Here is a 25501-nt window from a genome sequence, read left to right as displayed (position 1 = left end):
TGTTATGATAAGGATAAATTAGAATAAAGTTTTTTAATGTTCGACACAAAAAGTTCATGTTTTCTTCACAAAATGTTCGGGAAATGTGATTTAATATATTGGAGTATGGGCGTAGATTAGTAGTAGAATGGGTTAACAATATTTCTACTGTAATAATATTGCTATATAGAAGCGAAATATTTCACATGAAATATATGCTTAGAAAGATGATAGGTTTAAGAGGGGGTTAAAGTGATGAACCATGCAACAAGTGAGCTGCATGATGAGTCAGCTGTTTCAATTGTACCGGAAACAACTCGGTTACAAGATTTATCAGCGCTCGTTAAAATGGGGATTGTAAACTCAAATACACTTACTGTATTTACAGGATTTTGGTTGGCTTTACATTTTAATGGATTGAGTGTTATGGACAATCTAGATAAGTTATTTTTCACAATCGTTGGTTCGGCATTAATTATGGCAGGGGTATGTTGTTTAAATAACTACATTGACCGAGATATCGATCCATTAATGGAAAGAACAAAAAACCGTCCAACGGTAACAGGTAAATATAAACCTGGCTTTGCACTTGCATTTGGACTTGTAATTTTACTTCTGGGCTTTGCATTTTTATTACTTACTACACCGATGGCAGTGTTAATCTCATTTATTGGTGCCTTCACATATGTTGTTTTATATACGTTATGGACGAAGAGAAAATATACGTTAAATACTGTTGTAGGTAGTATATCAGGAGCAGTTCCACCTTTAATTGGATGGGCGGCAATTGATCCGTCTTTAAATCATCCAATTGCTTGGATGTTATTTTTAATTATGTTTATTTGGCAAATCCCACATTTCCTCGCATTAGCGATGAAGCGTGTTGATGAATATCGAAATGCAGGAATCCCAATGCTTCCTGTTGTACAGGGATTTGATATTACGAAACGTCAGATTATGATTTGGACAGTATGTTTATTACCACTACCATTTTATATGAGTGGACTTGGAATAACATTCATGGTAATTGCAACATTGCTTAACATCGGATGGATCGCATTAGGGCTTTATGGCTTCCGTCAGCAAGATGACATCAAGTGGTCCGTAAAAATGTTTGTTTATTCCCTGAATTACTTAACAATCTTATTTGTGTCAATGATTGTAGTTACATTCTTCTAAGACAACGACATGATTGGATTTCTTTACGTTGAGATTTACTTTACTTAACTATAAAGTACAATCTAATTCACAAAGAAAGTGGGGGTTGTTTGTATGAAGAAACAGTGGCGACTGCTTTCGTTCGTTTCACTGCTGGCTTTACTGTTAGGGGGATGCGGTAAAGCTTTTCAGTCTACTTTAATTCCGCAAGGGGAAGTAGCAAAAATGCAATATGATTTGCTCTTACTAGCGAGTGCAATCATGGTAGGAGTAGTACTTGTAGTTACTATTATTTTCTTATATGTAATTGTGCGTTTCCGACAAAAAAAGGGTGAGGAAGATTATATTCCAGAGCAAGTTGAAGGAAATCACAAACTAGAAATTATATGGACAGTCATTCCGATTATTCTTTTGTTAATCTTGGCTGTTCCGACTGTTACATATACATTCAAGCTTGCTGATGTAAGTGCGATGGAGAAAAAGAATATTGATAAAGATACTATCGTTGTTGATGTAACAGCGAATCTTTATTGGTGGGAATTTTCTTATAAATCAGAAAAAATAGTAACTTCTCAAGATTTAGTTATCCCCACAGGTAAGAAAGTGTATTTGAATTTGAAGGGTGCCGATATTAAACATTCGTTTTGGGTTCCATCTTTAGCTGGGAAAATGGATACAAATACAGATAATGTAAACAAAATGTGGTTAAAGGCAGATAAATCGGGCACTTATAATGGTTTTTGTACAGAATTTTGTGGCCCATCACATTCTTTAATGCAGTTCAAAGTGAAAGCTCTGGATGAAAGCGAGTACAAAAAGTGGCTTGCTGACATGAAGAAGATTGATGGAAAAAAAGAAGTAGCTTCTACAAAGGCGCAAGAGGGTCAAGAAATATTTAATAAAAGCTGTATTGGTTGTCATGCAGTTGGATCAAATGATAGTAGACCACCTTCTGCTCGTATCGCACCGAACTTAGCAAACTTCGCAGATCGCGATATGGTTGCTGGTATTGCCGAAAATAATGAAGAGAACTTAAAAAAATGGCTCAAAGATCCTGAAAATATGAAACCAGGTAATAAAATGACTGGTAAATATGGCAACTTAACGGATGATCAAATTAATGCATTAAATGCATATTTACAAACGTTAAAGATTGAAAAATAAAGAGGGATCATTTGCGAAGGGGAGGTTGAAAACGTGAGTTCTGTAGCAAAAAAACAGGGGATGGGTGCTGTCATATGGGATTATTTAACGACAGTAGACCATAAAAAGATTGCCATTCTCTATTTAATTGCAGGTGGATTGTTTTTTGTAATAGGTGGAATAGAAGCACTATTTATTCGCCTGCAGTTAGCGATTCCTAACAATGCTTTTCTTGTTGGGGATGCTTATAATCAAGTATTAACGATGCACGGTACAACAATGATTTTCCTCGCAGCTATGCCACTCGTGTTTGCATTTATGAACGCCGCTGTACCACTTCAAATTGGAGCACGTGATGTGGCGTTCCCGTTTTTGAATTCGCTCGGATTTTGGTTATTTTTCTTTGGTGGATTATTTTTAAATTTAAGTTGGTTTTTAGGAGGAGCGCCTGATGCAGGGTGGACATCGTATGCATCTTTAGCTTTAGCCTCTAAAGGACATGGTGTTGATTTTTATGTACTCGGCTTGCAAATATCAGGTATTGGTACATTAATTGGAGGTATTAACTTCCTTGTTACAATTATTAATATGCGCGCGCCAGGGATGACGTACATGCGCATGCCGATGTTTACATGGACAACATTTGTAACATCTTCACTTATTTTATTTGCATTTCCACCATTAACTGTAGGATTAGGACTTTTAATGTTAGATCGTTTATTTGGCACAAGTTTCTTTAATCCGGCACTAGGTGGGAACACGATTATATGGGAGCATTTATTCTGGATCTTCGGTCATCCGGAAGTATACATTCTTATACTCCCAGCTTTCGGAATATTCTCAGAAATCTTCGCCACATTTTCGAAAAAACGATTATTCGGTTATTCCTCTATGGTGTTCGCGACAGTATTAATAGGGTTTTTAGGATTTATGGTATGGGCGCATCATATGTTTACTGTTGGTCTTGGGCCTGTTGCAAATGCTATCTTCTCGGTTGCAACAATGGCGATTGCAGTTCCAACGGGTATTAAAATATTTAACTGGCTCTTTACAATGTGGGGTGGAAGTATTAGGTTTACAACACCAATGATGTGGGCGGTAGCTTTTATTCCATCCTTCGTTATGGGTGGAGTTACAGGTGTTATGCTTGCTTCTGCACCAGCTGATTATCAGTTTCATGATAATTATTTCGTAGTAGCACACTTTCATTATGTAATTGTTGGTGGTGTTGTATTTGGTTTACTTGCAGGTGCGCATTATTATTGGCCACTTATGTTTAATAAAGTATTAAATGAAACATTAGGTAAGATAACATTTTGGTTATTCTTTATCGGTTTCCATTTAACATTCTTTATTCAGCATTTCCTTGGATTGATTGGTATGCCACGTCGTTACTACACATATCTTGAGGGCCAAGGGTTGGAAATGGGGAATATGATTAGTTCTATCGGAGCTGTGTTTATGGCTCTTGGAACGATTGTTCTTTTATTCAATGTAATAAAAACAACGGTATCAAAAGAGAAGGCTGGCCGTGATCCATGGGATGGACGTACATTAGAATGGACAATGCCAGCACCAACACCGGAATACAATTTTAAACAATTGCCATTTGTTCGCGGGTTAGATCCGTTTTGGATTGAAAAACGTGAAGGCAATAAAGAGATGACAGCAGCGGAACCAGTTGGTGATATTCATATGCCAAATGCTTCATTTTCACCATTTATCATTTCTCTAGGCTTATTCATAGCAGCATTCGGTGCGATGTATATGCAGGGTGGCAAAGATAAATTTTGGTTATTAGTAGCGATTATCGGTTTAATCATTACGTTTGGTACAATGTTCCTTCGTTCAGTAATTGATGATCATGGATATCATATTCATAAGGAAGATTTAGATGATAAGGGGGGCAAGGCGTAATGCATGTAGATGAGAAATTAACGAATGAAACATTTCCAGCAGAGCCTGAAAAAGCAACCCTTGAGGGGAAAAATAAGTTTGTTGGTTTTTGGTTATTTCTTGGAGGCGAAACAGTGTTGTTCGCTTCCTTATTTGGCACATATTTAGCGTTAAAGAACTCTACAAATGGTGGACCAACATCTCAAGAGATGTTTCAAATGCCACTCGTTTTCATTATGACGATGCTTTTGTTAACAAGTAGTTTAACGAGTGTATACGCAATGTATCATATGAAAAATTTTAACTTTAAGAAAATGCAACTTTGGTTACTTGTAACAGTGTTGCTTGGCTTAGGATTTTTGGGGTTTGAAATATATGAGTTTTATCATTATACGCATGAATTTAAGCATACTATGAGAAGTAGTGCATTTGGTTCTGCATTTTATGCTCTTGTTGGTACACACGGGCTCCACGTGTTGTTTGGATTATGTTGGATTTTAACATTAATCTTTAGAAACGCGAAGAGAGGCTTAAATTTATACAACGCACCAAAGTTTTATGTTGCATCAATTTATTGGCACTTTATTGACGTAGTTTGGGTGTTTATTTTCACTGTAGTATATTTGATGGGAATGGTGGGATAAACAATGGCGGTTAAGCAAACGAATAATCCTAAGGTGGATCTTGTTTATCGGAAGAGAAAAAGTGCAGAGGAAATGAAGCACCAAGTTGTTACATTTTCACTAATGATTTTTTTAACATTAGTTGCATTTGCAGCGGTGGCATATCCGAAAACATTTAGCCCGATTTTTTCGGTTCCATTTATATTATTGTTAGCAGTCATTCAAGTTATATTTCAGTTATATTATTTCATGCATATGAGTCATAAAGGGCATGAAGCGGCGAGTTTCTTCTTGTACTCTGGATTGTTAATTGGTTTATTAACAATATTAGCCTTTATGACAATTGTGTGGATTTAAACAGTGATAGTAGGGGGCTCTGATATATCAAAGCCCTCTTTTTATATGAAATATAAGAATTTTGAAAAGGTAGGTGTGGAAATGGAAAACTTATGGGTATTTGGTTTTCAAGCTTTATGGAGTCCAATTTTTTTATTATTTATGATCTCGATTCTTATTAGTTATTTTTTAATTATTGGACCGTATAGAACGCGATTTGAAAATGCGACGAAGGTAAGTAAGAAGCAAATTTTTTATTTTACGACCGGGATTGTTCTTTTGTATGTTGTAAAGGGAGGACCTATTGATTTAATTGGTCATATCATATTTAGTGCACATATGTTTGAGATGGCAGTAATGTATATTGCGGTGCCTCCGTTATTACTGCTTGGTATACCTGTTTGGTTATATCGTTATATTACTTCTTTTAAGTTCGTTCAAATTGTGATAAAGTTTTTTGCTAAGCCGCTTATTGCGTTGTTTGTATTTAATGGCCTGTTTTCCTTTTATCATTTGCCAATTGTTTTTGATGCAGTAAAACAAAGTCAAATAGCGCATCCTATTTGCCTTGCTATATTGTTTTTTGCAGCAATGATGATGTGGTGGCCAATGTTAAATCCACTGCCAGAATATCAAACTTTAAGTGATATTAAGAAGCTTGGTTACATGTTTGCTAATGGTATTTTATTAACGCCAGCTTGTGCGTTAATAATTTTTGCGACTGCACCATTATTTGCAACATATACAGATCCGGCCGCTTGGATGAAGGCAATGGAACTCTGTGTACCGGCGGGTACTTTATCAGATTTAAATATAACTGGACCAGAATTTTTACATTGGATGCCGGTAGTACAAGACCAGCAAACAGGTGGTATTATTATGAAAATTGTCCAGGAAATAGTGTACGGTACGATTATCGGTTATGTGTTCTTTAAATGGGCACGTAGAGAGCGTGAAAAGGATAAAGAGCAGCTGCAAGAGTTACCTCCTTATTTGCAGACGAAATAAAAACTAGCGCATCGTGTTAATGCGCTAGTTTTTTTGTTATTCAATAATTTGAAATTCTTTTAACTCTTTTTCAATATTTTGTAGGAGTTGTTCGCTTTTTTGAAGTACATTCGTTGGAAAAATCTCATCATCGCCATATTCAACGCCATGAGGATAATAATGTTTTCCTAATAAGGGTGGCAATAGTTTTACTTGAGCGTGTCTGCCGCCGATGTCACCTTCAACAGCAAATCCTTGTACACGTAAATAATAAATATCCTTTAATATTTCAAATTTATAATCATATGTAACGCGTTCGTAATCCCATTGTCCGGCAAGTACAAAATGATTGTTTTCCATAATCTCAGTTAAAAGAGTTAGATCAACGACTGCATCAGTAAAGTTTGTATTTGTAAATTGCATAGAATACCTCCTTATTTTTAATGTTAGTTCATTATTTTTATAATAGTACGAATAATAAGAAAGTGCAATTCGTATTGCGAGAAAAGGGATAATCCAGACTTTTTTCGTGAAAATATGATATAGTGAAAAGAGTACGGTACACACAAAAAAGGAAAAAAAAGGATTTGTGTATATCTCGATTTTATGCTTTGTTCAGGAGGTATATCGTTTGAAGAAATTATTGCGTATCGTAATGATTACATTTTTAATTTTAGCTGTTGATTTATACGGGAAGTTACTCGTGTCACAATATATATTAACCCCATCTCACTCTAAGCAAGAAAATAAAATTGTGAAAAAGAAGAAGCAAGTAAATGAAGAATCCACAGACACTGTTTTAAATATGATCGGTGGGGACTCTGAGAATTTATTAGCGAAGTGGGGCGAACCATCTCGAATAGAGCCGTCTGCTTATGGATATGAATGGTGGGTGTATAATCAAGATTTAGCTCAGTATGTTCAATTTGGAGTTGCTGAACGTAAAGTTGTAACGGCGTATGTTGCTGGTGAGCAAGTTAAGGTGGCTCCCTATTATATAAATGAAAAGTATGAAGAGGTATATAAAAAGAATCCACTTTCACATGAGATTTCATTAAAAAGAGGAAAGAATAGTTATCAATTTGAGTTATCTGATACGGAAGTAATGGAACAACCGCTAGTACCTGTAGAAGATGGATGGGCACAATTATACTTTGATCACTTTACACATGAGCTTGTTGGTCTTCGTTATATGGATGATGAAACGCTATTACGACAAAGACCATATCAACTTGTTTATTCAGGTGAATTAATAGCGGAACAGCCGCTGACGCCAGAAAAAATGAAGCAAGTAGAAAATGGAAATATGCAACAAATTCTCGATTTAACAAATATTATTCGGAGTCGTCATCAATTACCGTTGTTAACGTTGGATCAACAAACTGCAGATGTTGCATTTGGCCATAGTAAAGATATGAAGGATAATAATTATTTTTCACACGATTCACCTACTTTTGGTACGTTAGGAGATCGCTTGCAACGTGGGCAAGTGGCTTTTCAACTTGCTGGTGAGAATATAGCGGCGCAACATAGCGATGGAATTGCGGCGGTACAAGGTTGGTTAAATAGTGAGGGTCACAGAAAGAATTTATTAAATGAGCAATTTACTGGATTAGGTGTTGGGGTATATGATAAATTTTATACTCAAAACTTTATCCGAAAATAAAATGAAACTTTAATCAGTGGAGGGCATCCTTCAATGATTATTAGCCTTCACCAATCGGGCTTTAACTGTCCACAAATAGGAAGGTAAAAAGGTGCATGAATCGTCTAAAAATAGGCGAACCATGTGCCTTTTTTTTCTTACAATATAGTAGATATACATGAAGAGGTGAGGATTATGCCAACAACAAAAGGGCCGTTACATCCATCGGTTCAACAGTTTAAAGAGTTTGTAAACCATCACCCTAAAATGGTTCATGAGGTTAGAAGTGGTCAAAAAAATTGGCAGCAATTTTATGAAGAATGGTACTTACTTGGTGAAGAAGATCAAATATGGACAGCATATAGACCTGATGGAGCACCTGCTTTTTCTTCGGTAAAAGAAAATAAAGAAGAAAAAGAAAATCGAACAGAAGAGGAAAAAACTGCTGATGTGATGGGGCAAATGCTTTCTTTCTTTAAAAAGCTAGACGTAGAACAAATGCAACATCATTTAGCAAATGTAACGAGTGCGATTGGTAGCGTGCAACAAGTTATTCAACAATTTCAAGGAAACCGTGCGCAGCAAGAACAAAGTACTTCTGAAAATAATCCTTTTTTCTTTCAAAAGGATTAGGGGGAAAGAGAATGAGAGCAGAGCTTATGGAGTTTATAAAAGCTGATGAGGATTTAGCTCGCTATATTCGAGAACAGCCATACTGGTACCGGAAATTGACGCGTAACCCAGAAGAAAAAGAAGCTTTTGAGTTAGCTGCCATGCAGCATTTCAAAAAAACGATACCAGATAAAGTGGAAAAATTTCAAAATCAATTGGCCGTTGCTTCAATTATGATTGATATGTTCCAGTATATGAAGCAGCAAAATACGACGTAATTGGAAGGGAAAACTATGTCCGTTATGCAAAACTTTTGTTACAATAGAATCGGATTATTTAAAAAAGGAGTTGCAGCATGACGGAAATTTGTTTAGTACGACATGGACAAACTGATTGGAACTTTCAAGAGATTATTCAAGGGCGCGAAGATATTCCACTCAATGAAGTTGGGAAGAAGCAAGCGAGTCAAAGTGCAGCTGCCTTGCAAGCGGAATCGTGGGATATAATTATAAGTAGCCCGTTAATTAGAGCGCAAGAAACAGCTAAGGAAATTGCTGGGGCTATTGGATTACCATCTATTTTATTAGATGAGCGATTTATGGAACGTAATTTTGGCGAAGCTTCTGGGAAACCAGTTGCGGCCGTTAGAGAGTTAATTACAGAAGGTAATGTAGAAGGAATGGAGCAGGATGAAGAAATTGTAGAGCGCTGTTTTACGGCTTTACAACAGGTTGCAGCAGCACATGGAGATAAACGTATTATCATTGTTGCGCATTCACATGCAATAAAAGCTATTTTACACGCAATTGCACCAAATGAAATTACATTTAAAACGCCGTTAAAAAACGCATGTATTAGCTACGTGAAAGAGAATAGCGGGAAATGGGATGTTCTTAAATATAATATTGCGGAGCATATTAGTGTATAAGAGTGCAAGGAGATTGTATGAAAAGTAATTAGAATCATATCTTTCTTTTAGGTGAGACACTTCAATTAGTAGTTCTGTTCCAAATGTGTTATGATGAATACTCGGAGGTGTCTCTCATGATTGTAGCGACGCTGGAAAGCGTATTGATTTTAGATAAGGCAGAGCAGCTTGCAAAAGCGATCATCTGTTCAGATATAGCAGAAGATTACCGTAAGTATTATAAGGATTTACAAGAAGATATAGAAGTTCAGACGCTAATTCAGCAATTTACAGCGATGAAAGAGCGATACGAAGAAGTGCAACGTTTTGGTAAATATCATCCTGATTATACTTTCGTTTCGACGAAAATGAGGGAATTAAAGCGTTCTGTAGATATGCATGATAAGGTTGCGACCTTTAAAAGAGCAGAAACAACTTTACAGAAGTTATTAGATGAAGTTAGTGTAGCAATTGGTTCTGAGGTGTCTTCTTCCGTTAAAGTTCCAACAGGAAATCCGTTTTTTGATGCGGGTGGCTGTGGCGGTGGTTGTGGTACCGGAGGCGGTTGTGGTTGTAAAAAAACGGGGTAATTTACCCCGTTTTTTAGAATATAGAAGAAAACGTATACAGAGTTTGTTCTTTAATGTCATAAATTTATGATTGGTTTTCATAAAATATAAGAATATAAGTTTTTAAAAGGAGAAGATGGAGAAGATTATGTTCGGGCAACGACAAAGTATGATTGTTTATTTACATTCATTGAAACATGCCAAGATTTTAAGGAAATATGGTAACATTCATTACATATCAAAACGTTTGAAATATGCCGTTGTATATTGTGATATGGAACAAATTGAGCATATGATGCAAAAATTGAATAAACTTCCTTTTGTAAAAAAAGTAGAACAGTCGTATCGCCCATTTTTAAAAACGGAATTCGAAAATTCGCGTCCTGATCGGGCAAAAGAATACGATTATAGCTAAGTAAAAAAATCCCCTGCTAAATTTAGCAGGGGATTTTTTTACTTGAAATAATGTGTTATTTCATTGGAGGAATGAAATTGTTCATTCGTAAAATACCAATTAGATGATTAAAAAATAGTTCTTTTTCAGGGAAAGTTGTTGATGGTTTTACAGTAAAGGGAGTAACTTTTTTCCCTATTTGTTCCGCCATTTCTTCAAATAAAACGACACGTTTACTTTTTTTATTTTCAAGTACAGGAATGCCTTCACGACATATGTATAATGGTTGGAAATCACCAGTAGTTGTCGGTTTTAGTATTACAACAAGTGAACACACGTTTTTTTCGTTTTTTACAGTTTCGAATTGTAACATATGTGTTACACGTTCTTGGTTTGTTTTGGCAATTTCAAGTAATTCATATAAGTCAGAGTAGCCTTCTCCGAGTTCTATAAAGCGTTGAATCATATTTTTTCCTCCTCTTTCTTTTACTGTACCACCTGACTTTTTAAATGAAAAGTAGACAAATAAAAAAACCCTGCAAAGCAGGGCCCTTCTAATACTAGTATGTACTACTAGTAAGAAGGCAAAGGGAGAGGAGAAACCGGAGGAAGAACTTATGGGGAAACGTAAGTCTTCTCCGCGGTTGGCAACAACATCGAAAATGATGTTGTTATATTTATTTATGTCCAATCTAAAATGAAGATATACATAATGAAATTAAAATTTATGTTAGGCTTTTTATTTTTCTTTTTTTTATTTTATGATAGGATAAAAAAGGTAAAGTGGAACTGATGTACATAGAGGGTTGTTGCTTGCAAATAGTGAAATGGATATGAAAGAAATAGCGAGCGATTATTTTAACTGAGGTTTTCAATTAGTTAAATAACAGATTAATGAAAAAATGTATGAAATAGTATGAATCGGTAGCGGTTACCGAATTGAAATGAATTTGCTGTAATCGCTCTATAGATTGAAATAAAGGTAGTGACAACAGATGAGAGTAGTTTCAGGAAAATGTAAAGGGCACCCACTTAAAGCGGTACCTGGTAATACAACGCGTCCAACGACAGATAAAGTGAAAGAATCTATTTTTAATATGATAGGTCCTTATTATGATGGTGGTATCGCTCTTGATTTATTTGGTGGTAGCGGTGGTCTTGGAATTGAGGCCATAAGTAGAGGGATTGATAAAGCGATTTTTGTTGACCGAGATAGTAAAGCAATAAAAGTCATTCATAAAAATTTAGAAAGCTGTAGACTACAAGAACAAGCTGAAGTGTACCGAAATGATGCAGAGCGTGCGGTAAAGGCGCTTATAAAGCGTGAAATATCATTCGATCTTATACTAATAGACCCTCCATATAAAGCTCAAAAAATTGTGTCTTTAGTTAGTGTAATGGATCAACATGGATTGTTAAATAAAGATGGCATCATTATGGCAGAGCATGGGGATGACGTGGTTTTACCTGATTCTATAGGAGAGCTTGTAAAAGTACGGGCAGAAAACTACGGGATTACAGCAATTTCGATTTATAAGTATGAAGGTGAGGGGACAGAATGACAAGTATAGCTATTTCTTCAGGGAGTTTTGATCCAATTACCCTTGGACATTTGGATATTATTAAAAGGGGAGCAAAAGTATTTGATGAAGTATATGTAGTTGTTTTAAACAATTCATCAAAAAAACCATTCTTTTCGGTAGAAGAACGCCTAGAGTTAATTCGAGAGGCGACAAAGGATATTCCGAATGTAAAAGTTGATTCACATAGTGGATTATTGGTGGAATATGCAAAAATGCGTAATGCAAATGCAATATTACGTGGTTTGCGAGCAGTTTCTGATTTTGAATATGAGATGCAAATTACTTCAATGAATCGAAAATTAGACGAAAATATCGAAACTTTCTTCATTATGACAAATAATCAATATTCATTTTTAAGTTCAAGTATTGTGAAAGAAGTTGCGAGATATGGTGGGAGTGTAGTAGACCTTGTTCCTCCGATTGTAGAGCGTGCTTTAAAAGAAAAGTTTAAAACCCCGTTAAAGTGAACGGGGTTTTTCTTTATGAATGCGTAAAAGCAATAAGATGACATACAAATATAAACAAAATAAGGTGAAGATTGGTCCGTAGTGTATAAATGATGTCCAAATATCAGTTAGTGTATAAGAATGATTCAATAAAAATACGGGAAGATCTTCTTGCGTAGGCGAGAAAGAATGAACTTTTTCATAAAATGGTCCCCAAAATATAAAAGTGAAAATAGGAGCGAGAATACTTTGGATAATTCGAGCTAAAAAATATGGTTTAAAGCGGATATCTGTCTCCGCTAATATGCTTGCTACTTGTGCCTGAATAGAAAGACCGCTAAATGCTAAAATGAAGCTTGTTACCATCGCTTGTTGAAGAAGTGTTGATTCATTAATTTGACTAATCATTTGGCTTCCAAGCGTCATTTCAAAAATACCGGATAATATCGGAATACTAAATTGGGATGTAAGTTGGAAGAATGATAAAATATGTTGCATAATAAAAGAAAGCGCTTCTGTAATTTTGAAAACAGTAATCATTTTATTTAAAACAGAGAATAAAATAATAAACCCACCAATCATGAGCAATGTTTGAATAGAAGAAACGATAGCGTCACCGAGTAGTTTTCCGATTGGTCTTTTTTCTTGCATACGTGTTTGGTGGAGGATGGAAAAAGGGTTTTGAAAGGCACGCTTTTGATTCGTATGTTTGTCTTTTATGTAAGTATCGTTATTACCATAAAAGCGCATAAGTAATCCGACGATAAAGTTACTTATATAATGTGCTGCTGCTAATACGAGTCCTAATTTCGGATTATTGAAAAAACCAATAGAAACCGCTCCGAAAATAAAAAGTGGATTAGAAGAATTTGTGAAAGATACGAGTCGTTCCGCTTCAATTTGTGTTAGTTGATTGCTCTTGCGTAGTCTAGCGCTTAATTTGGCGCCAGCGGGGAATCCTGAAGCCATTCCCATTGCCCAAACAAATCCGCCTACCCCTGGAACACGAAACAGTGGACGCATTAGTGGTTCTAATATAACACCGATAAATTTTACAATACCAATACTGATTAGAAGTTCCGCAATGATGAAAAACGGTAGTAGTGAAGGGAATACAACTTCCCACCATATATTTAACCCGCGAATTGAAGCTTGCAAAGCATCTTGGGGGTGAAGTACAAGAGAAAAGGTTAAAAATAACATTGATATGGTAAGAAAAGCAGTTTTCCATTTTTCGTACATGTAAGAAAATCCCCCTTTGTCCCAAAAACGTTCATTTCAGTATACGTGGATATGTGGTGAATTTAGACCATAAGTATGAAAAAGGAATGAAAAAAATTAAAGGGTGAGAAAAATGAAGGAACCAAAAATCGGTTTAGCGCTTGGATCCGGAGGTGCAAAAGGTTTTGCTCACATAGGGGTAATAAAAGTGTTGAGGGAAGCTGGCATCCCTATTCACATGATAGCAGGTAGTAGTATAGGGGCATTAATTGGTACATTTTATGCAGCGAGTTGTAACGTTGAAAGACTGTATAAATTGGCAGCTGTTTTCAAAAGGAAATATTATTTGGATTTTACAGTTCCTAAAATGGGATTTATTGCTGGAAAACGTATTAAAGATATGATTAAAATGTTTACATATAATAAAAATTTAGAAGAGTTAGATATCCCGACAGCTGTTGTGGCTACTGACATTTTGAAGGGGGAGAAAGTTGTTTTTACAAGTGGTCCGATTGCGGAGGCGGTTCGAGCTAGTATATCTGTACCAGGGGTGTTTGTTCCAGAAAAAATAGATGGCCGCTTATTAGTGGATGGAGGGGTAATTGACCGTATTCCAGTATCGGTTGTAAAAGATTTAGGTGCTGATATTGTTATTGCTGTTGATGTATCTCCAATTAAGGTGAATGGAGAGGTTACATCGATTTATGATGTAATTATGCAAAGTATTGAAATTATGCAACATGAACTTGTGATGAATCGGCAAATAGCATCAGATTTAATGATGCGGCCAGCAGTGGAACAATTTAGTTCGCGTGCTTTTACACATATTGAAGACATTATTAGGGTCGGAGAAGTGGAAGCGGAAAAACATATTTCAAACATTTATTTACTAATTGAGCAGTGGAAGGAGAAACATAATGTTTAAGCGTTTTCGGTTTATATATGCAATTTTAATAGGGGTTATATTGGCGATGCTACTTGTTTATGTGCGCTTGCCGTATTATGTGACAAAACCAGGTATGGCCGCGAAATTAGCGCCGTACGTGCAAGTTGACGGTGGAACTAAAGAGTCTGGCGATTTCATGCTTGTCACTGTCTCAATGGGACCTGCTAATGTGGTGAACTTAATAGCCGCGCAATTTAATAAATATACACACGTTTCGAAGGCGGAAGAAATATTGCAAAAAGGCGAGAGTGATGAAGAATATCAATTTCGCCAAAATTATGCAATGAAAGATTCGCAAAATGCAGCAATCTATAATGCTTATAAGCGTGCAAAACGCTCTGTTTCTTTTGAAAATAAAGGTGTACTGGTTGCTGGTGTAGCAAAGGGTATGCCGTCAGAGGGAAAGCTTAAGCTTGGAGATGTTATTATAGCTGTCGATGGAAAAATATTCGACAAGACGGAACAATTTATTGAGTATATGACAGGGAAAAAAGAAGGGGACACAGTAAATATTGAATACAAGCGGGGTGGAAAACAGTTTAAAGAAAATTTAAATGTAAAGACGATCCCTAATGGGAATGGACGCGTCGGTATAGGGGTCTCTATCGTTACAGAAAGAGAGTTAGTAGTAGATCCGAAAGTGAAAATCGATTCCCATGAAATAGGCGGTCCATCAGCGGGGTTAATGTTTACACTAGAAATTTATAATCAGCTCGTTGAAGAAGATTTAACAAACGGACATGAAATAGCTGGAACAGGTACAATCAATGATAAAGGAGAAATTGGTCCAATTGGTGGTATTCAGCAAAAAGTAGTAGCTGCTAGTGATGCGGGAGCTGAAGTGTTTTTTGCGCCAAATGAAAAAGGTGTAGAGAAATCGAATTATAAAGATGCTCTTGAAGCTGCGAAAGATATTAAAACGAAGATGAAAATTGTACCGGTGGACACACTGGATGATGCATTAACTTATTTGGAAAAAATGGGTAAAACAAAGTAAACCTCTCTGAAGAAGAGAGGTTTTTCTTATAGGAATTTTTTCGTTATTTCATCATAACGAATTGGATGATGCGTTGCGTCTTGTTTTAGCAGTTGTGTCCGCAAAGGTTCTTGCATTATGGAGAAATATACAGCATTTGATTTTCGTTCTATATCTAAAGTTGGATGTTCGAATGTTTTTGTATGAGTAAGGATTGGGAGTTCTATTTTTTTCTTATTTCTAGAAAGATAAGTTTGTCCTTTTTGTGACATTCCGAGAAGACGGATATACGGCGCATGTTGCTCTATATTTGCTTTGTGTATTTCTTCCTTCGTTGTATTTGTTAAAATATGTGTACAAGCTCTTTGCAATCTAGTCCATGTATAACGTTTTGTTTTTAATGCTTCCATGAATGAATAGAAAGATGAACTGTTTTGTATTTTTGATAAAATACGATGCTCTAAACCTTCTTCCATTTCATATATATGTTGTAAGTCCTCTGAAGACATCGTCATAAGTTTGTATTTAAAAAATGAAAAGTATTTTTCCCAGTTATGTAACGTCCCGTAGTTTTGCTTGTAGTTTTCTAAAAGAGAAGCAGTCATTTTCGGGATAAAAGGCTCAATAGTTGTAGAGGAACTGTTTTCATTAAATAGCTGTTTGCGAATACTTGTTGCACTTGCAATATGTTGATCGTGAAATGTTTCATCATGATAATGAGAGGCGAATCTTTTTATAGTTTGTGCTTGCATCGAACTGTTTTGTAAGAGAATTGCTTTAATGTACTGTAAGCCTAAAATGTTATTTGGTTGTGACATATCTACGTTTTTTTCGGGTGGTAAGATGTGTAGAAAGGCTTCAGATGTAGCTTTTGCATAACTATTACCTGCATTCATAAATTGCTTCACAAGACGATTAAAAGTCTCTTCTTCATTTTTTTGTATAGCGATGGTATTGTAGAAATTTTCAGCTTGTCCATCTTCACTACCGAAACAAATTTCAGAAACACCAAGGGCGTTTAAAATCGAAATTGCGCCATTTGCGAAAGTTTCGGCCTTTTGTGTTGCGAATGCATATGGAAGCTCTACAACGAGGTCTACGCCGTTTGTTAAGGCCATTTTGGTACGATACCATTTGGAGATGAGTGCGGGCTCACCACGCTGCAAAAAAGGACCACTCATAACGGCGATAATAATATCAGACTGTGTTAACTTTTTTGTTTGTTGCACATGATAAGCATGACCGTTATGAAAAGGGTTATATTCAACAACAATACCACTGGATTTTATGGTAATCTCTCCTTTCGATGTAGCATCTTTTTGGAAAACGTGATAGTCTATATATTATTTCCTATGATGACTTCATTATAGTGTAAAGAAAAAACATTGACAAATATAAAATGGCTAGCTATAATTTTGTTTGTTGCCTTGAGGTGATATGATATGAAATGGTCCATCCATCAATTGAATAAATTGAGAAATAAAGGATTGACATTAAATGAAATGGTAGATGTAAGTGAACTAAAAGAGGTCGAGAAAGATATTCGTGAAATTAATCCTGCTCATGTAACAGGAAGAGTTGATTTTGGCTCCGGTAAGTTTACGTTTCATCTACATATAACTGGAAGCATGGTTTTACCATGTTCTCGCTCTTTAGTAGATGTGACATTACCATTTGACATTAAAACAACTGAGGTGTTCCAAACTTCGGAAGAAGAATTTGAAACAGAAGCTGAAATTCATTGTTTAGAAGGAGAAGTACTTGACTTACTGCCCGTAATCAAGGAAAATATACTTTTGGAGATTCCAATGCAAATTTTCAGTGATGATGTTTCTGGTGGAGCACCGATGCAAGGTCAAGACTGGCAAGTGATTTCGGAAGAAAACAAAGAAAAGACTGTTGATCCACGATTAGCAGGACTTGCAAAGTTTTTTGACAAATAATCGGAAGACTGGTTTAGGCCTTCATATGAAAATAACTATTTCTTTTAAGGAGGTGGGAAGAATGGCTGTACCTTTTAGAAGAACTTCTAAAACAGTAAAAAGAAAGCGTCGTACGCATTTCAAATTATCAGTACCTGGTATGGTAGAGTGCCCAAGCTGTGGTGAAGCGAAATTAGCTCACCGTGTATGTAAAGCATGCGGTACTTACAAAGGTAAAGAAGTAATCAGCAAGTAATTGCGGGAAAATAAACGTAGAAGATATCTTCTACGTTTATTTTTTTTTGTCTTATTCTTTATTTGTTGTATTCTATCTTTTCTAGTAACTGCATATGCTTAATAAAAAATGCATAGGGAGGACTAGAGAGATGGCGACAACAAGACAAGATGCTTGGACTGATGATGAAGATTTGCTTCTGGCAGAAGTAGTACTCCGGCATATTCAAGAAGGTGGAACGCAACTTTCTGCCTTTAAAGAAGTGGGGAGACATTTGTCTCGCACACCAGCAGCATGTGGATTTAGGTGGAATTCTTATGTTAGAAAGCAATACAAAGAACGTATTGAAGAAGCAAAGCAACTTCGTAAAGTAGAAAATTATGAAGTGAAAGAGACAAAGGTATTAGAGCCTACATCAATTACATTGAATGATGTTATTGAATTCTTGCGAAATTATAAAGATGAAAGCTCTTTAATGGTGTTGCAACAACAAATTGAATCGTTACAAACAGAGAAAGAACGTCTTCTGGAGCGATTATCAGTATATGAGGAAGAATATAGAACATTACTTGATTATATCGATCAAAAAAGAAGTGTAATGGTAGCGGAAAGAAATGGCGCTCGCTCGAATGGAGAATTAGAAAAATTAAAGAAATAAAAACAGCTGCGTAACAGCTGTTTTTTTTGTTTCTTATGCAGATTCTTCGTTTGTAATCGCATTCGAATTTGTTTCTGGATGCCAAATATAAAAATCACCATCAGTTACTGATACTGGCTGGAAACTTAATTTATCCCAAAAACCAGATGACTGGATACGTGCTATCGTTTTAATTGGGAATTGTAGTTGTTTCGCATAATTAACAAGCATTTGTCCGAATCCTTGTTTTTGAAAAGTCGGCAATACTTCAAGTTTATAAAGTTCTAGGTAAGTACCTGTAATTTCAAATGGTTCTCCACCGTTCCTTTTCATATATAGACTCATACGTGCGATTAGCGATCCACCATAATAAATACCGTAAAATGGAGACTCACTATCATTTTCAATAATGTTTGCTTGTAATTCTTCCAACATGGATAGTTCTTGAGCTCCGCACCCTTTAAACTTTTTAAATTCATCTAATGTTTTATAATTGATGAGCAAGCGTTCAACTTTTGGGAATCCCATTACATCACGTCCTTTTCTTATCTTGTTGAATGCAGAAAAGTTAAAATATTTATAATAATATTATAACTCATTTTTAAATTTTTATGAAGAAGATAGAATATTTCTTTCATTATTTTTTTGAGGATTTGCTAAACTAAGAATAGAACTATGTATATAGGTAGTATATACGTAGTGAAAGAAGAGGTTGCATTTGTTAAAAGATAATTGAATCCTCAACTATGTAATTGTAATTTAATAAGATATAAAGGGGGAAAGGCAAGGGAACTTATATCACTTGTTAATATGAGTTCTTTGTGTGAAGATGAAAATTGGAATTGTTGGACCGGGAGCTATTGGTCTCCTATATACATTTTATTTACAAAAAAGTAATCAAGATGTTACGTTGTTTACAAGAAACGATAAGCAAGCAGAAGAATTAAACTTAACGGGTGTAACTTGTATTAGGAATGGAGAACGTGAAACGGTATTTCCATCTATTTTACCGATAGAAAGTATGCTGGATAAACAGTTAGATTATACATTTATTGCTGTAAAGCAATATCATGTAACTGATATATTACCTTTTGTGCAGGGAGAATCGTCATTAATCTTTTTGCAAAATGGAATGTCACATCTTCACGTTATGCAAAAAATAGGAAATGAACGTATAGCAGTCGGGATTGTGGAGCATGGTGCAAAAAAAGAGGATGGACATACAGTTCGTCATACTGGAATAGGTGTTACAAAGTTTGGTGTAGTGCGTGGTCAATCTAGTTGTTTTAAAAAGGTATTTAATTGTTTTCCTTTTGATTATTTTCCGATTCAGATAGAAGATGATTGGAAGGGGATTATGCGTAATAAATTAGTAGTCAATGTATGTATTAATCCGTTGACGGCATTATTGCGGGTTGAGAACGGGGAGTTAATTTCAAACCCGCTTTTTTATCAAATGATGGAGCAAGTATTTCAGGAAGTTGCATTTCTTGTTAAAGAAGAAGATAAGGAAATGCTATGGAAAATGGTATGCCAAGTATGTGAAAAAACATCCCATAATACTTCATCTATGTTAGCGGACGTAAGAGCGAATAGACAAACGGAAGTTAACGCGATTGTTGGATATGTATTAGAAGAAGCTAAGGAACAACAACAATCTGTTCCGACACTTCGATTTTTGTTCAATGCAATAAAAGGAATGGAATTATAAGTGTTTTTCTTTGCTTTTACGTGAAACATTGAATACAATGTGGGTTGGTGAGAGAACAGGATACGAAAGGAAGAATTATATGGAGATAAAAGAAATCTCTGTTCCACTACAAGGTGTTGTAGCGGACTATATGAACGGTAAAAAAGAGATACAGTCATGTTTTGATTATCTGTTAACAGAGGATGCTTTTAAACAGCGTTTACATGATTTACGTGAGAGAGAGTTTTTCCGTCAAGATTTAGTAACGCATTTATTAGAATATAATACACAATTGCAAGCGGGAGAATTTACAATTCAAAATATAAAAGCGCTTGAAGATGAAAATACATATGTAGTTATAGCTGGACAACAAGCTGGGTTATTAACTGGTCCGCTTTATACAGTTCATAAGATCATTTCAATTTTACAGCTTGCAAAAGAAAAAGAAGAGAGCTTAGGGGTTCGGGTTGTTCCTGTCTTTTGGATTGCTGGTGAAGACCATGATATGGATGAAATTAATCATACATTTGTAACGAAAAATAAAAAAATAAAAAAGACCATTTTTCATGATCGTTATCCGAAAAAGGCGAGTGCTTCTGAGTCTGAGTTTTCTATTGAAGACTGTAGAAAATGGGTCGAAGAGATTTTTAAAACATATCCGGAAACGAATTTTACAAAGGATGTATTACAATTTGTTGATGATGCTTTAGGTAAATCGCATACATATGTAGATTTCTTTGCGCACCTTATTACGAAAATGTTCGCAAATTCTGGTTTAATTCTTGTAGATTCACATCATCCTGCATTAAGAAAATTAGAAGTGCCGTTTTTACAACAAATTATAAGTAAATATAAAGAAATTCAAGTAGGGCTTCGTAATCAACAGGAAGTACTTAAGGAATTAGGATTTAAACCGATTATTGAAACGAAGACAAATGCAGTGCATATATTTATGGAAATTGATAATGAGCGAGTATTGCTTGAAGAGAATCAAGGGAAGTTTATTGGAAAAGATGGAGTGCATTCATTTTCGTATGAAGAATTGATGGAAGAGATGGAAAGAAGTCCAGAACGTTTTAGTAATAATGTTGTAACGCGCCCTCTTATGCAAGAATATGTGTTTCCTACGTTAGCGTTTATTGGCGGTCCAGGGGAGTTAGCTTATTGGAGTGAATTGCAACAAGTGTTTCATACGGCAGGTTTCCAAATGCCACCTGTTGTTCCGCGGCTTACAATTACTTATATGGAGCGAGATATAGCGACAGATTTATATGATTTAGATTTGCAAGAAATTGATCCATTTCTAAATAATATAGATAATCTGCGTGACAATTGGCTTTCTAATCAAATAGAGGAACCGATAGACGAGCGATTTATAGAAGCGAAAAAAGAAATAATGGATATTCATACATCATTACAACAATTCGTGAAAAAAATAGATCCAGGGTTAAATGAGTTTGCGGGGAAAAATGAACTGAAAATTAATGAGCAAATTGAACTGTTAGAAAAAATGTTGAAAAGAAATGTTGAGAAGAAACATGAGGTTCAACTGAATAAATTCCGCCGTTTACAATTCGCGCTTCGTCCATTAGGAGCACCGCAAGAACGTGTGTGGAATGTGTGTTATTATTTAAATCAGTTCGGCCTTGATTTTGTTGACCGGGTAATGGAACAATCTTTTTCGTGGGATGGAAAACATCATGTAATAAAACTATAGAATCTTGCTCTTTTGAGCAGGATTTTATTTTTATTCTGTTGAATTAACTGTGAAGTGAAATATTTCTGAATTATCCATCTTGTGTTAATGTAATGAATCGCTATGTATCAGGTATATATATATGACAAAATAGCACAAAATGTAAACGGATTAATATCTTTTTCGACAGGTTTTTGTTTAAATTCCCGCAAAAAATGATAAAATTTAGTATATAATAAAATAAAATAGCGATTTGTATAGCGTACTACCTTGTTGGAAGTTAAATGAGTCGTTCTTTAGTAGCATTTCATCCTCTAGTAGTAAATTGTGTTTGTAGAGTGAGAAATGTATTTAACATAATTAATTGGAAAAAGAGTAGGTGCAGCAATGTTCAAACACGTAACAGTACTTTTGAAAGAAACAGTAGATGGCTTAGATATAAAACCGAGTGGTACATATGTAGATTGTACACTGGGTGGAGGAGGACATAGTTCTTATTTATTATCTCAGCTAACAGATGGTGGAAAGTTAATAGCATTTGATCAAGATGAAATAGCGATTCAAAATGCGAAGGAAAAATTTTCTTCTTATGGTGAACAATTTGTAACAGTGAAGAGCAACTTCCGTTATTTATCTGAAAAACTACATGAATTAGGTATCACAGAAGTAGACGGGATTTTATTCGATTTAGGTGTTTCATCCCCACAATTAGATACACCAGAGCGTGGCTTTAGTTATCATCATGATGCACCGTTAGATATGCGGATGGATCAAGATGCCCCATTAACAGCATATGATGTTGTGAACAGCTGGTCATATGAACAACTCGTAAGAATTTTCTTCCAATACGGAGAAGAAAAATTTTCAAAGCAAATAACAAGGAAAATTGAAGCTTATCGCGAGAATAAGGCTATTGAAACGACAGGAGAATTAGTGGAATTAATTAAAGAAGGTATTCCAGCTCCGGCACGTAGAACAGGTGGACATCCTGCGAAGCGAGTATTTCAAGCGATTCGTATTGCTGTAAATGATGAATTAAAAGTATTTGAAGAGGCGTTGGAATCTGCAATTGATATGGTCAAGCCTGGTGGAAGAGTTAGTGTTATAACATTCCATTCTTTAGAAGATCGTATTTGTAAAACGACGTTTAAGCGAAATAGCACAACGCCGCAATTACCACAGGGACTACCGATTATTCCGGATGAATTTAAGCCGAAATTAAAGCTTATTACAAGGAAACCGATTTTACCTTCTGACATTGAATTAGAAGAAAATAATCGAGCGCGTTCTGCGAAGTTGAGAATCGCTGAAAAACGATAAAAAGGAGAGAGAGGTATGACTAATTTAGCTGTAAAGTATAAACAACAGGCGCAAGAAGAGGTACAAATTCAAGCGCCGCCACAGCAGATGGTTAAGCCAAAAGTTAAAACGAAAATTACAAGAATTGAAAAGCTATTGTACGTAACGTTTATTGGATTTTTATTATATGCTTGTGTAGCTTTTATTGGGAATAAAGCGGGTCTATATCAAGTTAATGTAGAAGCAGCGACGATAGAAGAACAAATTGTGAAAAAACAAAAGGAAAATCAAGAATTGCAGGCTGAAGTAGAAAAGTTAAGTCGTTATGAACGTATCGCTGAAGTTGCAAAAAAACACGGGCTAGAAATTAATGCGAATAATGTGAAAGGCCTAAAGTAAGGCAAATAGGTGTGAAGAAAAGATGAAGAGAAATATGACCAAATTTCATACCAATAAGGGAGCAGGTTATTTTATGATATTTTTCCTCCTGCTCTTTTTGCTGTTATTAGCCCGATTTTTTTACATACAAGCAACAGGAACAGTGGACAATCATGATTTGAAAAAACTTGCTGAGCAGAAACATAGTAAAAAGGGAGTTCTCGAAGCGAATCGAGGAACAATTTATGATCAAAATGGTCATGTCCTAGCGCAAGATGCAAATTCTTATAAACTTGTAGCCGAGTTAAAAGGGGCTAACGCCGTTAAGGATAAAGAGGATACTGCAAAGAAAATCGCAGGAGTACTCGGAAAAGATGAAGATAAAATTTTAGCTACTTTAAATAAAGAAGGCAAAAGTCAAGTGGAATTTGGAACATTGGGTAAGGACTTGACGAAAGAAAAGAAAGAACAAATAGAAGCATTGAAATTGCCGGGAATATCTTTTATTACCGAAAATGCGAGAGTTTATCCAAACGGTGATTTTGCATCTTACGTCATAGGTCATGCGAAACCTGATGAAAATGGAATCTCAGTCGGTCAATTTGGCTTAGAAAAGAGTTTGGATAAATATTTAGGTGCTTCTAATGGTGAGGTAGCTTATACAGGTGACCGTAAAGGAGTATCTCTTGACGGTGGGAAAGTGAATGTAAAGGCACCTAAAAATGGAGATAATGTGTATTTAACGCTTGATCAACGTATTCAAAGTTATTTAGAAGACGCAATGAAAGAAGCGAGTAAACATTATGAACCAGAAAATTTAATAGGGATTGTTGCGGATCCGAAGACAGGGAAAATATTAGCGATGTCTAGTAAACCTAGTTATGATCCTAATGATCGTCAAATTAAATATTTCTTCAACGACGCCATTGCAAATGCGTTTGAACCGGGATCAACAATGAAAATTTTCACATTAGCGGCGGCCATTAATGAAGGTGTATACAATGGGCAAGACTTTTATCAGTCTGGTACATATCAAGTTGGTAATCGCAAAATAAAAGATCATAACGGCGGCGCCGGATGGGGTTCTATTACTTTTGATGAAGGGGTAGAGCGATCTTCAAACGTAGCGTTCGCAATTTTAGGGGATCAAAAACTTGGTCCAGAGCGTTTTCGAAAATATATTCACAGTTTTGGATTAGATGAAAAAACAAACATTGATTTATCTGGTGAAGGGTCAAATACAATTTTATTTGATCAACAAATACAACAAGTAACAACAGCGTTTGGACAAGGTTCTACAGTTACACCAATTCAACTTGTACAAGCTGCAACAGCGATTGCAAATGATGGGAAAATGATGAAACCTTATACAATTGATAAAATTGTGGATCCAATAACAGGTAAAGTACAGCTAGAGCATAAACCAAAAGAAGTAGGGAAACCTGTTTCCAAAGAGACAGCAGCGCAAGTAAGGCAATTACTAGAACGTGTTGTTACATCACCGAAAGGAACAGGAACTGCATATAAAGTTGATGGGTACTCAGTCGGGGGGAAAACAGGTACAGCACAAATTCCTGACGGGAAAGGTGGCTATATGACGGGAAGAGAGAATTATATATTCTCATTCTTAGGTATGGCACCGATGGACGATCCGCAACTTGTTGTGTATGTGTCCGTTAAACAACCAAAATTAAAAGATGATGAAAACGGGGCTAAACCTTTAGCAGATATCTTTAAATATGTAACGAAAAATAGCTTAGAGTATTTAAAGATTAAGCCGAATGAAGTAAAAGACCCGAAAAAATATGTGAAAGAACAACAAACTGTCGTTCCAGATGTAACCGGAAAAACGATGGAAGAAGCGAAAAAAACAATTGATAAAGCAAAACTTCGTCCAATCGTATTAGGTGAAGGTAAAGTGCAGCAGCAAGTGCCAAAAGCAACTGAACAAACATTAAAGGGTGATCGAGTCTTCTTAGTAGGAGATAAGCCTACAATGCCAAATATACAGGGATGGGCACTGCGTGATGTTATGAATTTAGCAAAAACATTAAAGCTTAACTTAAAACCTTCTGGTACAGGATATGTAACCGAGCAAAGTGTAGCGGAAGGGACATTGTTGCAACCTGGTACAGAATTAGGTGTAACACTCGTACCACCACTTGAACCGCAGCAAGAAGCAGAAAAGCCATAATGGTAATAGGGAAGAAGTTCTAATTAAAT

General features: G+C 35.7%; 29 protein-coding genes. 24 read left to right on the top strand and 5 right to left on the bottom strand.

The features are described 5' to 3' along the window. The first annotated feature begins 234 nt into the window (after positions 1 to 234). The 6 genes from cyoE to ctaG all read left to right on the top strand — a co-directional run bounded on the left by cyoE (position 235) and on the right by ctaG (position 6143). Positions 235 to 1158, top strand: a complete 924-nt coding sequence (gene cyoE, locus MHH59_RS19740) for a heme o synthase (protein ID WP_002033731.1) — start codon at positions 235 to 237, stop codon at positions 1156 to 1158. A 93-nt stretch (positions 1159 to 1251) separates the two neighbouring features. Beyond that, positions 1252 to 2301, top strand: coding sequence for a cytochrome c oxidase subunit II (gene coxB, locus MHH59_RS19735; RefSeq protein WP_002088304.1), 1050 nt, complete (start codon positions 1252 to 1254; stop codon positions 2299 to 2301). A 60-nt stretch (positions 2302 to 2361) separates the two neighbouring features. Then, positions 2362 to 4197: a cytochrome c oxidase subunit I gene (gene ctaD / locus MHH59_RS19730; protein ID WP_002014777.1), complete on the top strand. Its 1836-nt coding sequence runs from the start codon at positions 2362 to 2364 to the stop codon at positions 4195 to 4197. Further along, a complete protein-coding gene (ctaE, locus tag MHH59_RS19725; protein ID WP_000557861.1) occupies positions 4197 to 4820 on the top strand; it encodes a cytochrome c oxidase subunit III in 624 nt (207 codons plus the stop codon). The genes ctaD and ctaE overlap by 1 nt, the downstream gene beginning before the upstream one ends. Positions 4821 to 4823: 3 nt before the next feature. Further along, a complete protein-coding gene (gene ctaF, locus MHH59_RS19720; protein ID WP_002014776.1) occupies positions 4824 to 5156 on the top strand; it encodes a cytochrome c oxidase subunit IVB in 333 nt (110 codons plus the stop codon). A gap of 81 nt (positions 5157 to 5237) precedes the next feature. Further along, positions 5238 to 6143, top strand: a complete 906-nt coding sequence (gene ctaG / locus MHH59_RS19715; protein ID WP_033708188.1) for a cytochrome c oxidase assembly factor CtaG — start codon at positions 5238 to 5240, stop codon at positions 6141 to 6143. A 36-nt stretch (positions 6144 to 6179) separates the two neighbouring features. Here ctaG and MHH59_RS19710 read toward each other — a convergent pair whose 3' ends face one another. Next, positions 6180 to 6545 carry a YugN family protein gene (locus MHH59_RS19710; RefSeq protein ID WP_002014773.1) on the bottom strand — a complete coding sequence of 122 codons (366 nt, stop codon included), beginning with the start codon at positions 6543 to 6545 and terminating at the stop codon, positions 6180 to 6182. Between the two features lie 208 nt (positions 6546 to 6753). Between MHH59_RS19710 and MHH59_RS19705 the strand changes: the two genes are divergently transcribed. The 6 genes from MHH59_RS19705 to MHH59_RS19680 all read left to right on the top strand — a co-directional run bounded on the left by MHH59_RS19705 (position 6754) and on the right by MHH59_RS19680 (position 10270). Further along, positions 6754 to 7788: a CAP domain-containing protein gene (locus MHH59_RS19705; protein ID WP_002088298.1), complete on the top strand. Its 1035-nt coding sequence runs from the start codon at positions 6754 to 6756 to the stop codon at positions 7786 to 7788. A 174-nt stretch (positions 7789 to 7962) separates the two neighbouring features. Next, positions 7963 to 8400: a YlbD family protein gene (locus MHH59_RS19700; RefSeq protein WP_340852166.1), complete on the top strand. Its 438-nt coding sequence runs from the start codon at positions 7963 to 7965 to the stop codon at positions 8398 to 8400. A gap of 11 nt (positions 8401 to 8411) precedes the next feature. Continuing rightward, positions 8412 to 8657: a YlbE-like family protein gene (locus tag MHH59_RS19695; protein WP_002014770.1), complete on the top strand. Its 246-nt coding sequence runs from the start codon at positions 8412 to 8414 to the stop codon at positions 8655 to 8657. A 77-nt stretch (positions 8658 to 8734) separates the two neighbouring features. Further along, complete coding sequence (locus tag MHH59_RS19690; RefSeq protein ID WP_002014767.1) at positions 8735 to 9307, top strand: histidine phosphatase family protein; 573 nt, start codon at positions 8735 to 8737, stop codon at positions 9305 to 9307. 116 nt (positions 9308 to 9423) lie between these two features. Next, positions 9424 to 9876: a YlbF family regulator gene (locus tag MHH59_RS19685; protein WP_002128868.1), complete on the top strand. Its 453-nt coding sequence runs from the start codon at positions 9424 to 9426 to the stop codon at positions 9874 to 9876. Between the two features lie 127 nt (positions 9877 to 10003). After that, on the top strand, positions 10004 to 10270 hold the full coding sequence (locus MHH59_RS19680; RefSeq protein WP_002088292.1) for a YlbG family protein: 267 nt from the start codon (positions 10004 to 10006) through the stop codon (positions 10268 to 10270). A gap of 55 nt (positions 10271 to 10325) precedes the next feature. Here the strand turns inward: MHH59_RS19680 and MHH59_RS19675 are convergent, their stop codons facing one another. Then, positions 10326 to 10715, bottom strand: a complete 390-nt coding sequence (locus tag MHH59_RS19675; protein WP_078177797.1) for a DUF7147 family protein — start codon at positions 10713 to 10715, stop codon at positions 10326 to 10328. 529 nt (positions 10716 to 11244) lie between these two features. Here MHH59_RS19675 and rsmD point away from each other — a divergent pair. Both rsmD and coaD read left to right on the top strand, forming a co-directional pair. After that, positions 11245 to 11811 (top strand): 16S rRNA (guanine(966)-N(2))-methyltransferase RsmD, encoded by a 567-nt coding sequence (gene rsmD, locus MHH59_RS19670; RefSeq protein WP_340852164.1) that lies wholly within the window; start codon positions 11245 to 11247, stop codon positions 11809 to 11811. Next, on the top strand, positions 11808 to 12299 hold the full coding sequence (gene coaD, locus MHH59_RS19665; RefSeq protein WP_002128865.1) for a pantetheine-phosphate adenylyltransferase: 492 nt from the start codon (positions 11808 to 11810) through the stop codon (positions 12297 to 12299). The genes rsmD and coaD overlap by 4 nt, the downstream gene beginning before the upstream one ends. Here coaD and ylbJ read toward each other — a convergent pair. Then, positions 12291 to 13520, bottom strand: coding sequence for a sporulation integral membrane protein YlbJ (gene ylbJ / locus MHH59_RS19660; protein ID WP_078177798.1), 1230 nt, complete (start codon positions 13518 to 13520; stop codon positions 12291 to 12293). The two genes, coaD and ylbJ, sit on opposite strands and share 9 nt — an antisense overlap. A gap of 112 nt (positions 13521 to 13632) precedes the next feature. Between ylbJ and MHH59_RS19655 the strand changes: the two genes are divergently transcribed. Both MHH59_RS19655 and MHH59_RS19650 read left to right on the top strand, forming a co-directional pair. After that, entirely contained in the window at positions 13633 to 14424 is a 792-nt protein-coding gene (locus MHH59_RS19655; RefSeq protein WP_002088284.1) for a patatin-like phospholipase family protein, read from the top strand. Continuing rightward, on the top strand, positions 14417 to 15442 hold the full coding sequence (locus MHH59_RS19650) for a SepM family pheromone-processing serine protease (protein WP_078177799.1): 1026 nt from the start codon (positions 14417 to 14419) through the stop codon (positions 15440 to 15442). Before MHH59_RS19655 ends, MHH59_RS19650 begins: the two co-directional genes overlap by 8 nt. A gap of 26 nt (positions 15443 to 15468) precedes the next feature. Here the strand turns inward: MHH59_RS19650 and MHH59_RS19645 are convergent, their stop codons facing one another. Further along, a complete protein-coding gene (locus MHH59_RS19645; protein WP_164081469.1) occupies positions 15469 to 16710 on the bottom strand; it encodes a nucleotidyltransferase in 1242 nt (413 codons plus the stop codon). Positions 16711 to 16863: 153 nt separating this feature from the next. Between MHH59_RS19645 and MHH59_RS19640 the strand changes: the two genes are divergently transcribed. The 3 genes from MHH59_RS19640 to MHH59_RS19630 all read left to right on the top strand — a co-directional run bounded on the left by MHH59_RS19640 (position 16864) and on the right by MHH59_RS19630 (position 18236). Continuing rightward, a complete protein-coding gene (locus MHH59_RS19640; RefSeq protein WP_002014753.1) occupies positions 16864 to 17364 on the top strand; it encodes a YceD family protein in 501 nt (166 codons plus the stop codon). 61 nt (positions 17365 to 17425) lie between these two features. Next, complete coding sequence (rpmF, locus tag MHH59_RS19635; protein ID WP_001984764.1) at positions 17426 to 17599, top strand: 50S ribosomal protein L32; 174 nt, start codon at positions 17426 to 17428, stop codon at positions 17597 to 17599. A gap of 130 nt (positions 17600 to 17729) precedes the next feature. Then, positions 17730 to 18236 (top strand): RsfA family transcriptional regulator, encoded by a 507-nt coding sequence (locus tag MHH59_RS19630; RefSeq protein ID WP_002066865.1) that lies wholly within the window; start codon positions 17730 to 17732, stop codon positions 18234 to 18236. Positions 18237 to 18269: 33 nt separating this feature from the next. Here the strand turns inward: MHH59_RS19630 and MHH59_RS19625 are convergent, their stop codons facing one another. Further along, entirely contained in the window at positions 18270 to 18743 is a 474-nt protein-coding gene (locus MHH59_RS19625) for an N-acetyltransferase (RefSeq protein WP_002014751.1), read from the bottom strand. Between the two features lie 295 nt (positions 18744 to 19038). Between MHH59_RS19625 and panE the strand changes: the two genes are divergently transcribed. From panE to MHH59_RS19600, 5 genes are all read left to right on the top strand, one after another. Then, positions 19039 to 19926: a 2-dehydropantoate 2-reductase gene (panE, locus tag MHH59_RS19620; RefSeq protein WP_002128863.1), complete on the top strand. Its 888-nt coding sequence runs from the start codon at positions 19039 to 19041 to the stop codon at positions 19924 to 19926. A 79-nt stretch (positions 19927 to 20005) separates the two neighbouring features. Beyond that, on the top strand, positions 20006 to 21622 hold the full coding sequence (bshC, locus tag MHH59_RS19615) for a bacillithiol biosynthesis cysteine-adding enzyme BshC (protein WP_002128861.1): 1617 nt from the start codon (positions 20006 to 20008) through the stop codon (positions 21620 to 21622). Positions 21623 to 21988: 366 nt separating this feature from the next. Next, positions 21989 to 22921, top strand: coding sequence for a 16S rRNA (cytosine(1402)-N(4))-methyltransferase RsmH (rsmH, locus tag MHH59_RS19610; RefSeq protein ID WP_002014746.1), 933 nt, complete (start codon positions 21989 to 21991; stop codon positions 22919 to 22921). Between the two features lie 15 nt (positions 22922 to 22936). Then, positions 22937 to 23299 (top strand): cell division protein FtsL, encoded by a 363-nt coding sequence (gene ftsL, locus MHH59_RS19605; protein WP_002014745.1) that lies wholly within the window; start codon positions 22937 to 22939, stop codon positions 23297 to 23299. A gap of 22 nt (positions 23300 to 23321) precedes the next feature. Then, positions 23322 to 25472 carry a PASTA domain-containing penicillin-binding protein gene (locus tag MHH59_RS19600; RefSeq protein WP_087995836.1) on the top strand — a complete coding sequence of 717 codons (2151 nt, stop codon included), beginning with the start codon at positions 23322 to 23324 and terminating at the stop codon, positions 25470 to 25472. The last annotated feature ends 29 nt before the right edge of the window (positions 25473 to 25501 follow it).

It is taken from the genome of Bacillus sp. FSL E2-0195 (genome assembly GCF_038003645.1).
Classification (GTDB): Bacteria; Bacillota; Bacilli; order Bacillales; family Bacillaceae_G; genus Bacillus_A; species Bacillus_A mycoides.
This window is presented reverse-complemented; position numbering and strand designations above follow the sequence as displayed.

Coding starts and splice junctions, on each gene's coding strand:
- ctaF (WP_002014776.1), top strand. CDS start 4,824: ATGGCGGTTAAGCAAACGAATAATCCTAAGGTGGATCTTGTTTATCGG.
- MHH59_RS19710 (WP_002014773.1), bottom strand. CDS start 6,545: ATGCAATTTACAAATACAAACTTTACTGATGCAGTCGTTGATCTAACT.
- cyoE (WP_002033731.1), top strand. CDS start 235: ATGAACCATGCAACAAGTGAGCTGCATGATGAGTCAGCTGTTTCAATT.
- coxB (WP_002088304.1), top strand. CDS start 1,252: ATGAAGAAACAGTGGCGACTGCTTTCGTTCGTTTCACTGCTGGCTTTA.
- ctaG (WP_033708188.1), top strand. CDS start 5,238: ATGGAAAACTTATGGGTATTTGGTTTTCAAGCTTTATGGAGTCCAATT.
- MHH59_RS19640 (WP_002014753.1), top strand. CDS start 16,864: ATGAAATGGTCCATCCATCAATTGAATAAATTGAGAAATAAAGGATTG.
- MHH59_RS19655 (WP_002088284.1), top strand. CDS start 13,633: ATGAAGGAACCAAAAATCGGTTTAGCGCTTGGATCCGGAGGTGCAAAA.
- ylbJ (WP_078177798.1), bottom strand. CDS start 13,520: ATGTACGAAAAATGGAAAACTGCTTTTCTTACCATATCAATGTTATTT.
- MHH59_RS19600 (WP_087995836.1), top strand. CDS start 23,322: ATGAAGAGAAATATGACCAAATTTCATACCAATAAGGGAGCAGGTTAT.
- MHH59_RS19625 (WP_002014751.1), bottom strand. CDS start 18,743: ATGGGATTCCCAAAAGTTGAACGCTTGCTCATCAATTATAAAACATTA.
- MHH59_RS19650 (WP_078177799.1), top strand. CDS start 14,417: ATGTTTAAGCGTTTTCGGTTTATATATGCAATTTTAATAGGGGTTATA.
- MHH59_RS19685 (WP_002128868.1), top strand. CDS start 9,424: ATGATTGTAGCGACGCTGGAAAGCGTATTGATTTTAGATAAGGCAGAG.
- MHH59_RS19630 (WP_002066865.1), top strand. CDS start 17,730: ATGGCGACAACAAGACAAGATGCTTGGACTGATGATGAAGATTTGCTT.
- bshC (WP_002128861.1), top strand. CDS start 20,006: ATGGAGATAAAAGAAATCTCTGTTCCACTACAAGGTGTTGTAGCGGAC.
- ftsL (WP_002014745.1), top strand. CDS start 22,937: ATGACTAATTTAGCTGTAAAGTATAAACAACAGGCGCAAGAAGAGGTA.
- rpmF (WP_001984764.1), top strand. CDS start 17,426: ATGGCTGTACCTTTTAGAAGAACTTCTAAAACAGTAAAAAGAAAGCGT.
- MHH59_RS19695 (WP_002014770.1), top strand. CDS start 8,412: ATGAGAGCAGAGCTTATGGAGTTTATAAAAGCTGATGAGGATTTAGCT.
- coaD (WP_002128865.1), top strand. CDS start 11,808: ATGACAAGTATAGCTATTTCTTCAGGGAGTTTTGATCCAATTACCCTT.
- rsmD (WP_340852164.1), top strand. CDS start 11,245: ATGAGAGTAGTTTCAGGAAAATGTAAAGGGCACCCACTTAAAGCGGTA.
- MHH59_RS19690 (WP_002014767.1), top strand. CDS start 8,735: ATGACGGAAATTTGTTTAGTACGACATGGACAAACTGATTGGAACTTT.
- ctaE (WP_000557861.1), top strand. CDS start 4,197: ATGCATGTAGATGAGAAATTAACGAATGAAACATTTCCAGCAGAGCCT.
- ctaD (WP_002014777.1), top strand. CDS start 2,362: ATGGGTGCTGTCATATGGGATTATTTAACGACAGTAGACCATAAAAAG.
- MHH59_RS19700 (WP_340852166.1), top strand. CDS start 7,963: ATGCCAACAACAAAAGGGCCGTTACATCCATCGGTTCAACAGTTTAAA.
- MHH59_RS19675 (WP_078177797.1), bottom strand. CDS start 10,715: ATGATTCAACGCTTTATAGAACTCGGAGAAGGCTACTCTGACTTATAT.
- MHH59_RS19680 (WP_002088292.1), top strand. CDS start 10,004: ATGTTCGGGCAACGACAAAGTATGATTGTTTATTTACATTCATTGAAA.
- rsmH (WP_002014746.1), top strand. CDS start 21,989: ATGTTCAAACACGTAACAGTACTTTTGAAAGAAACAGTAGATGGCTTA.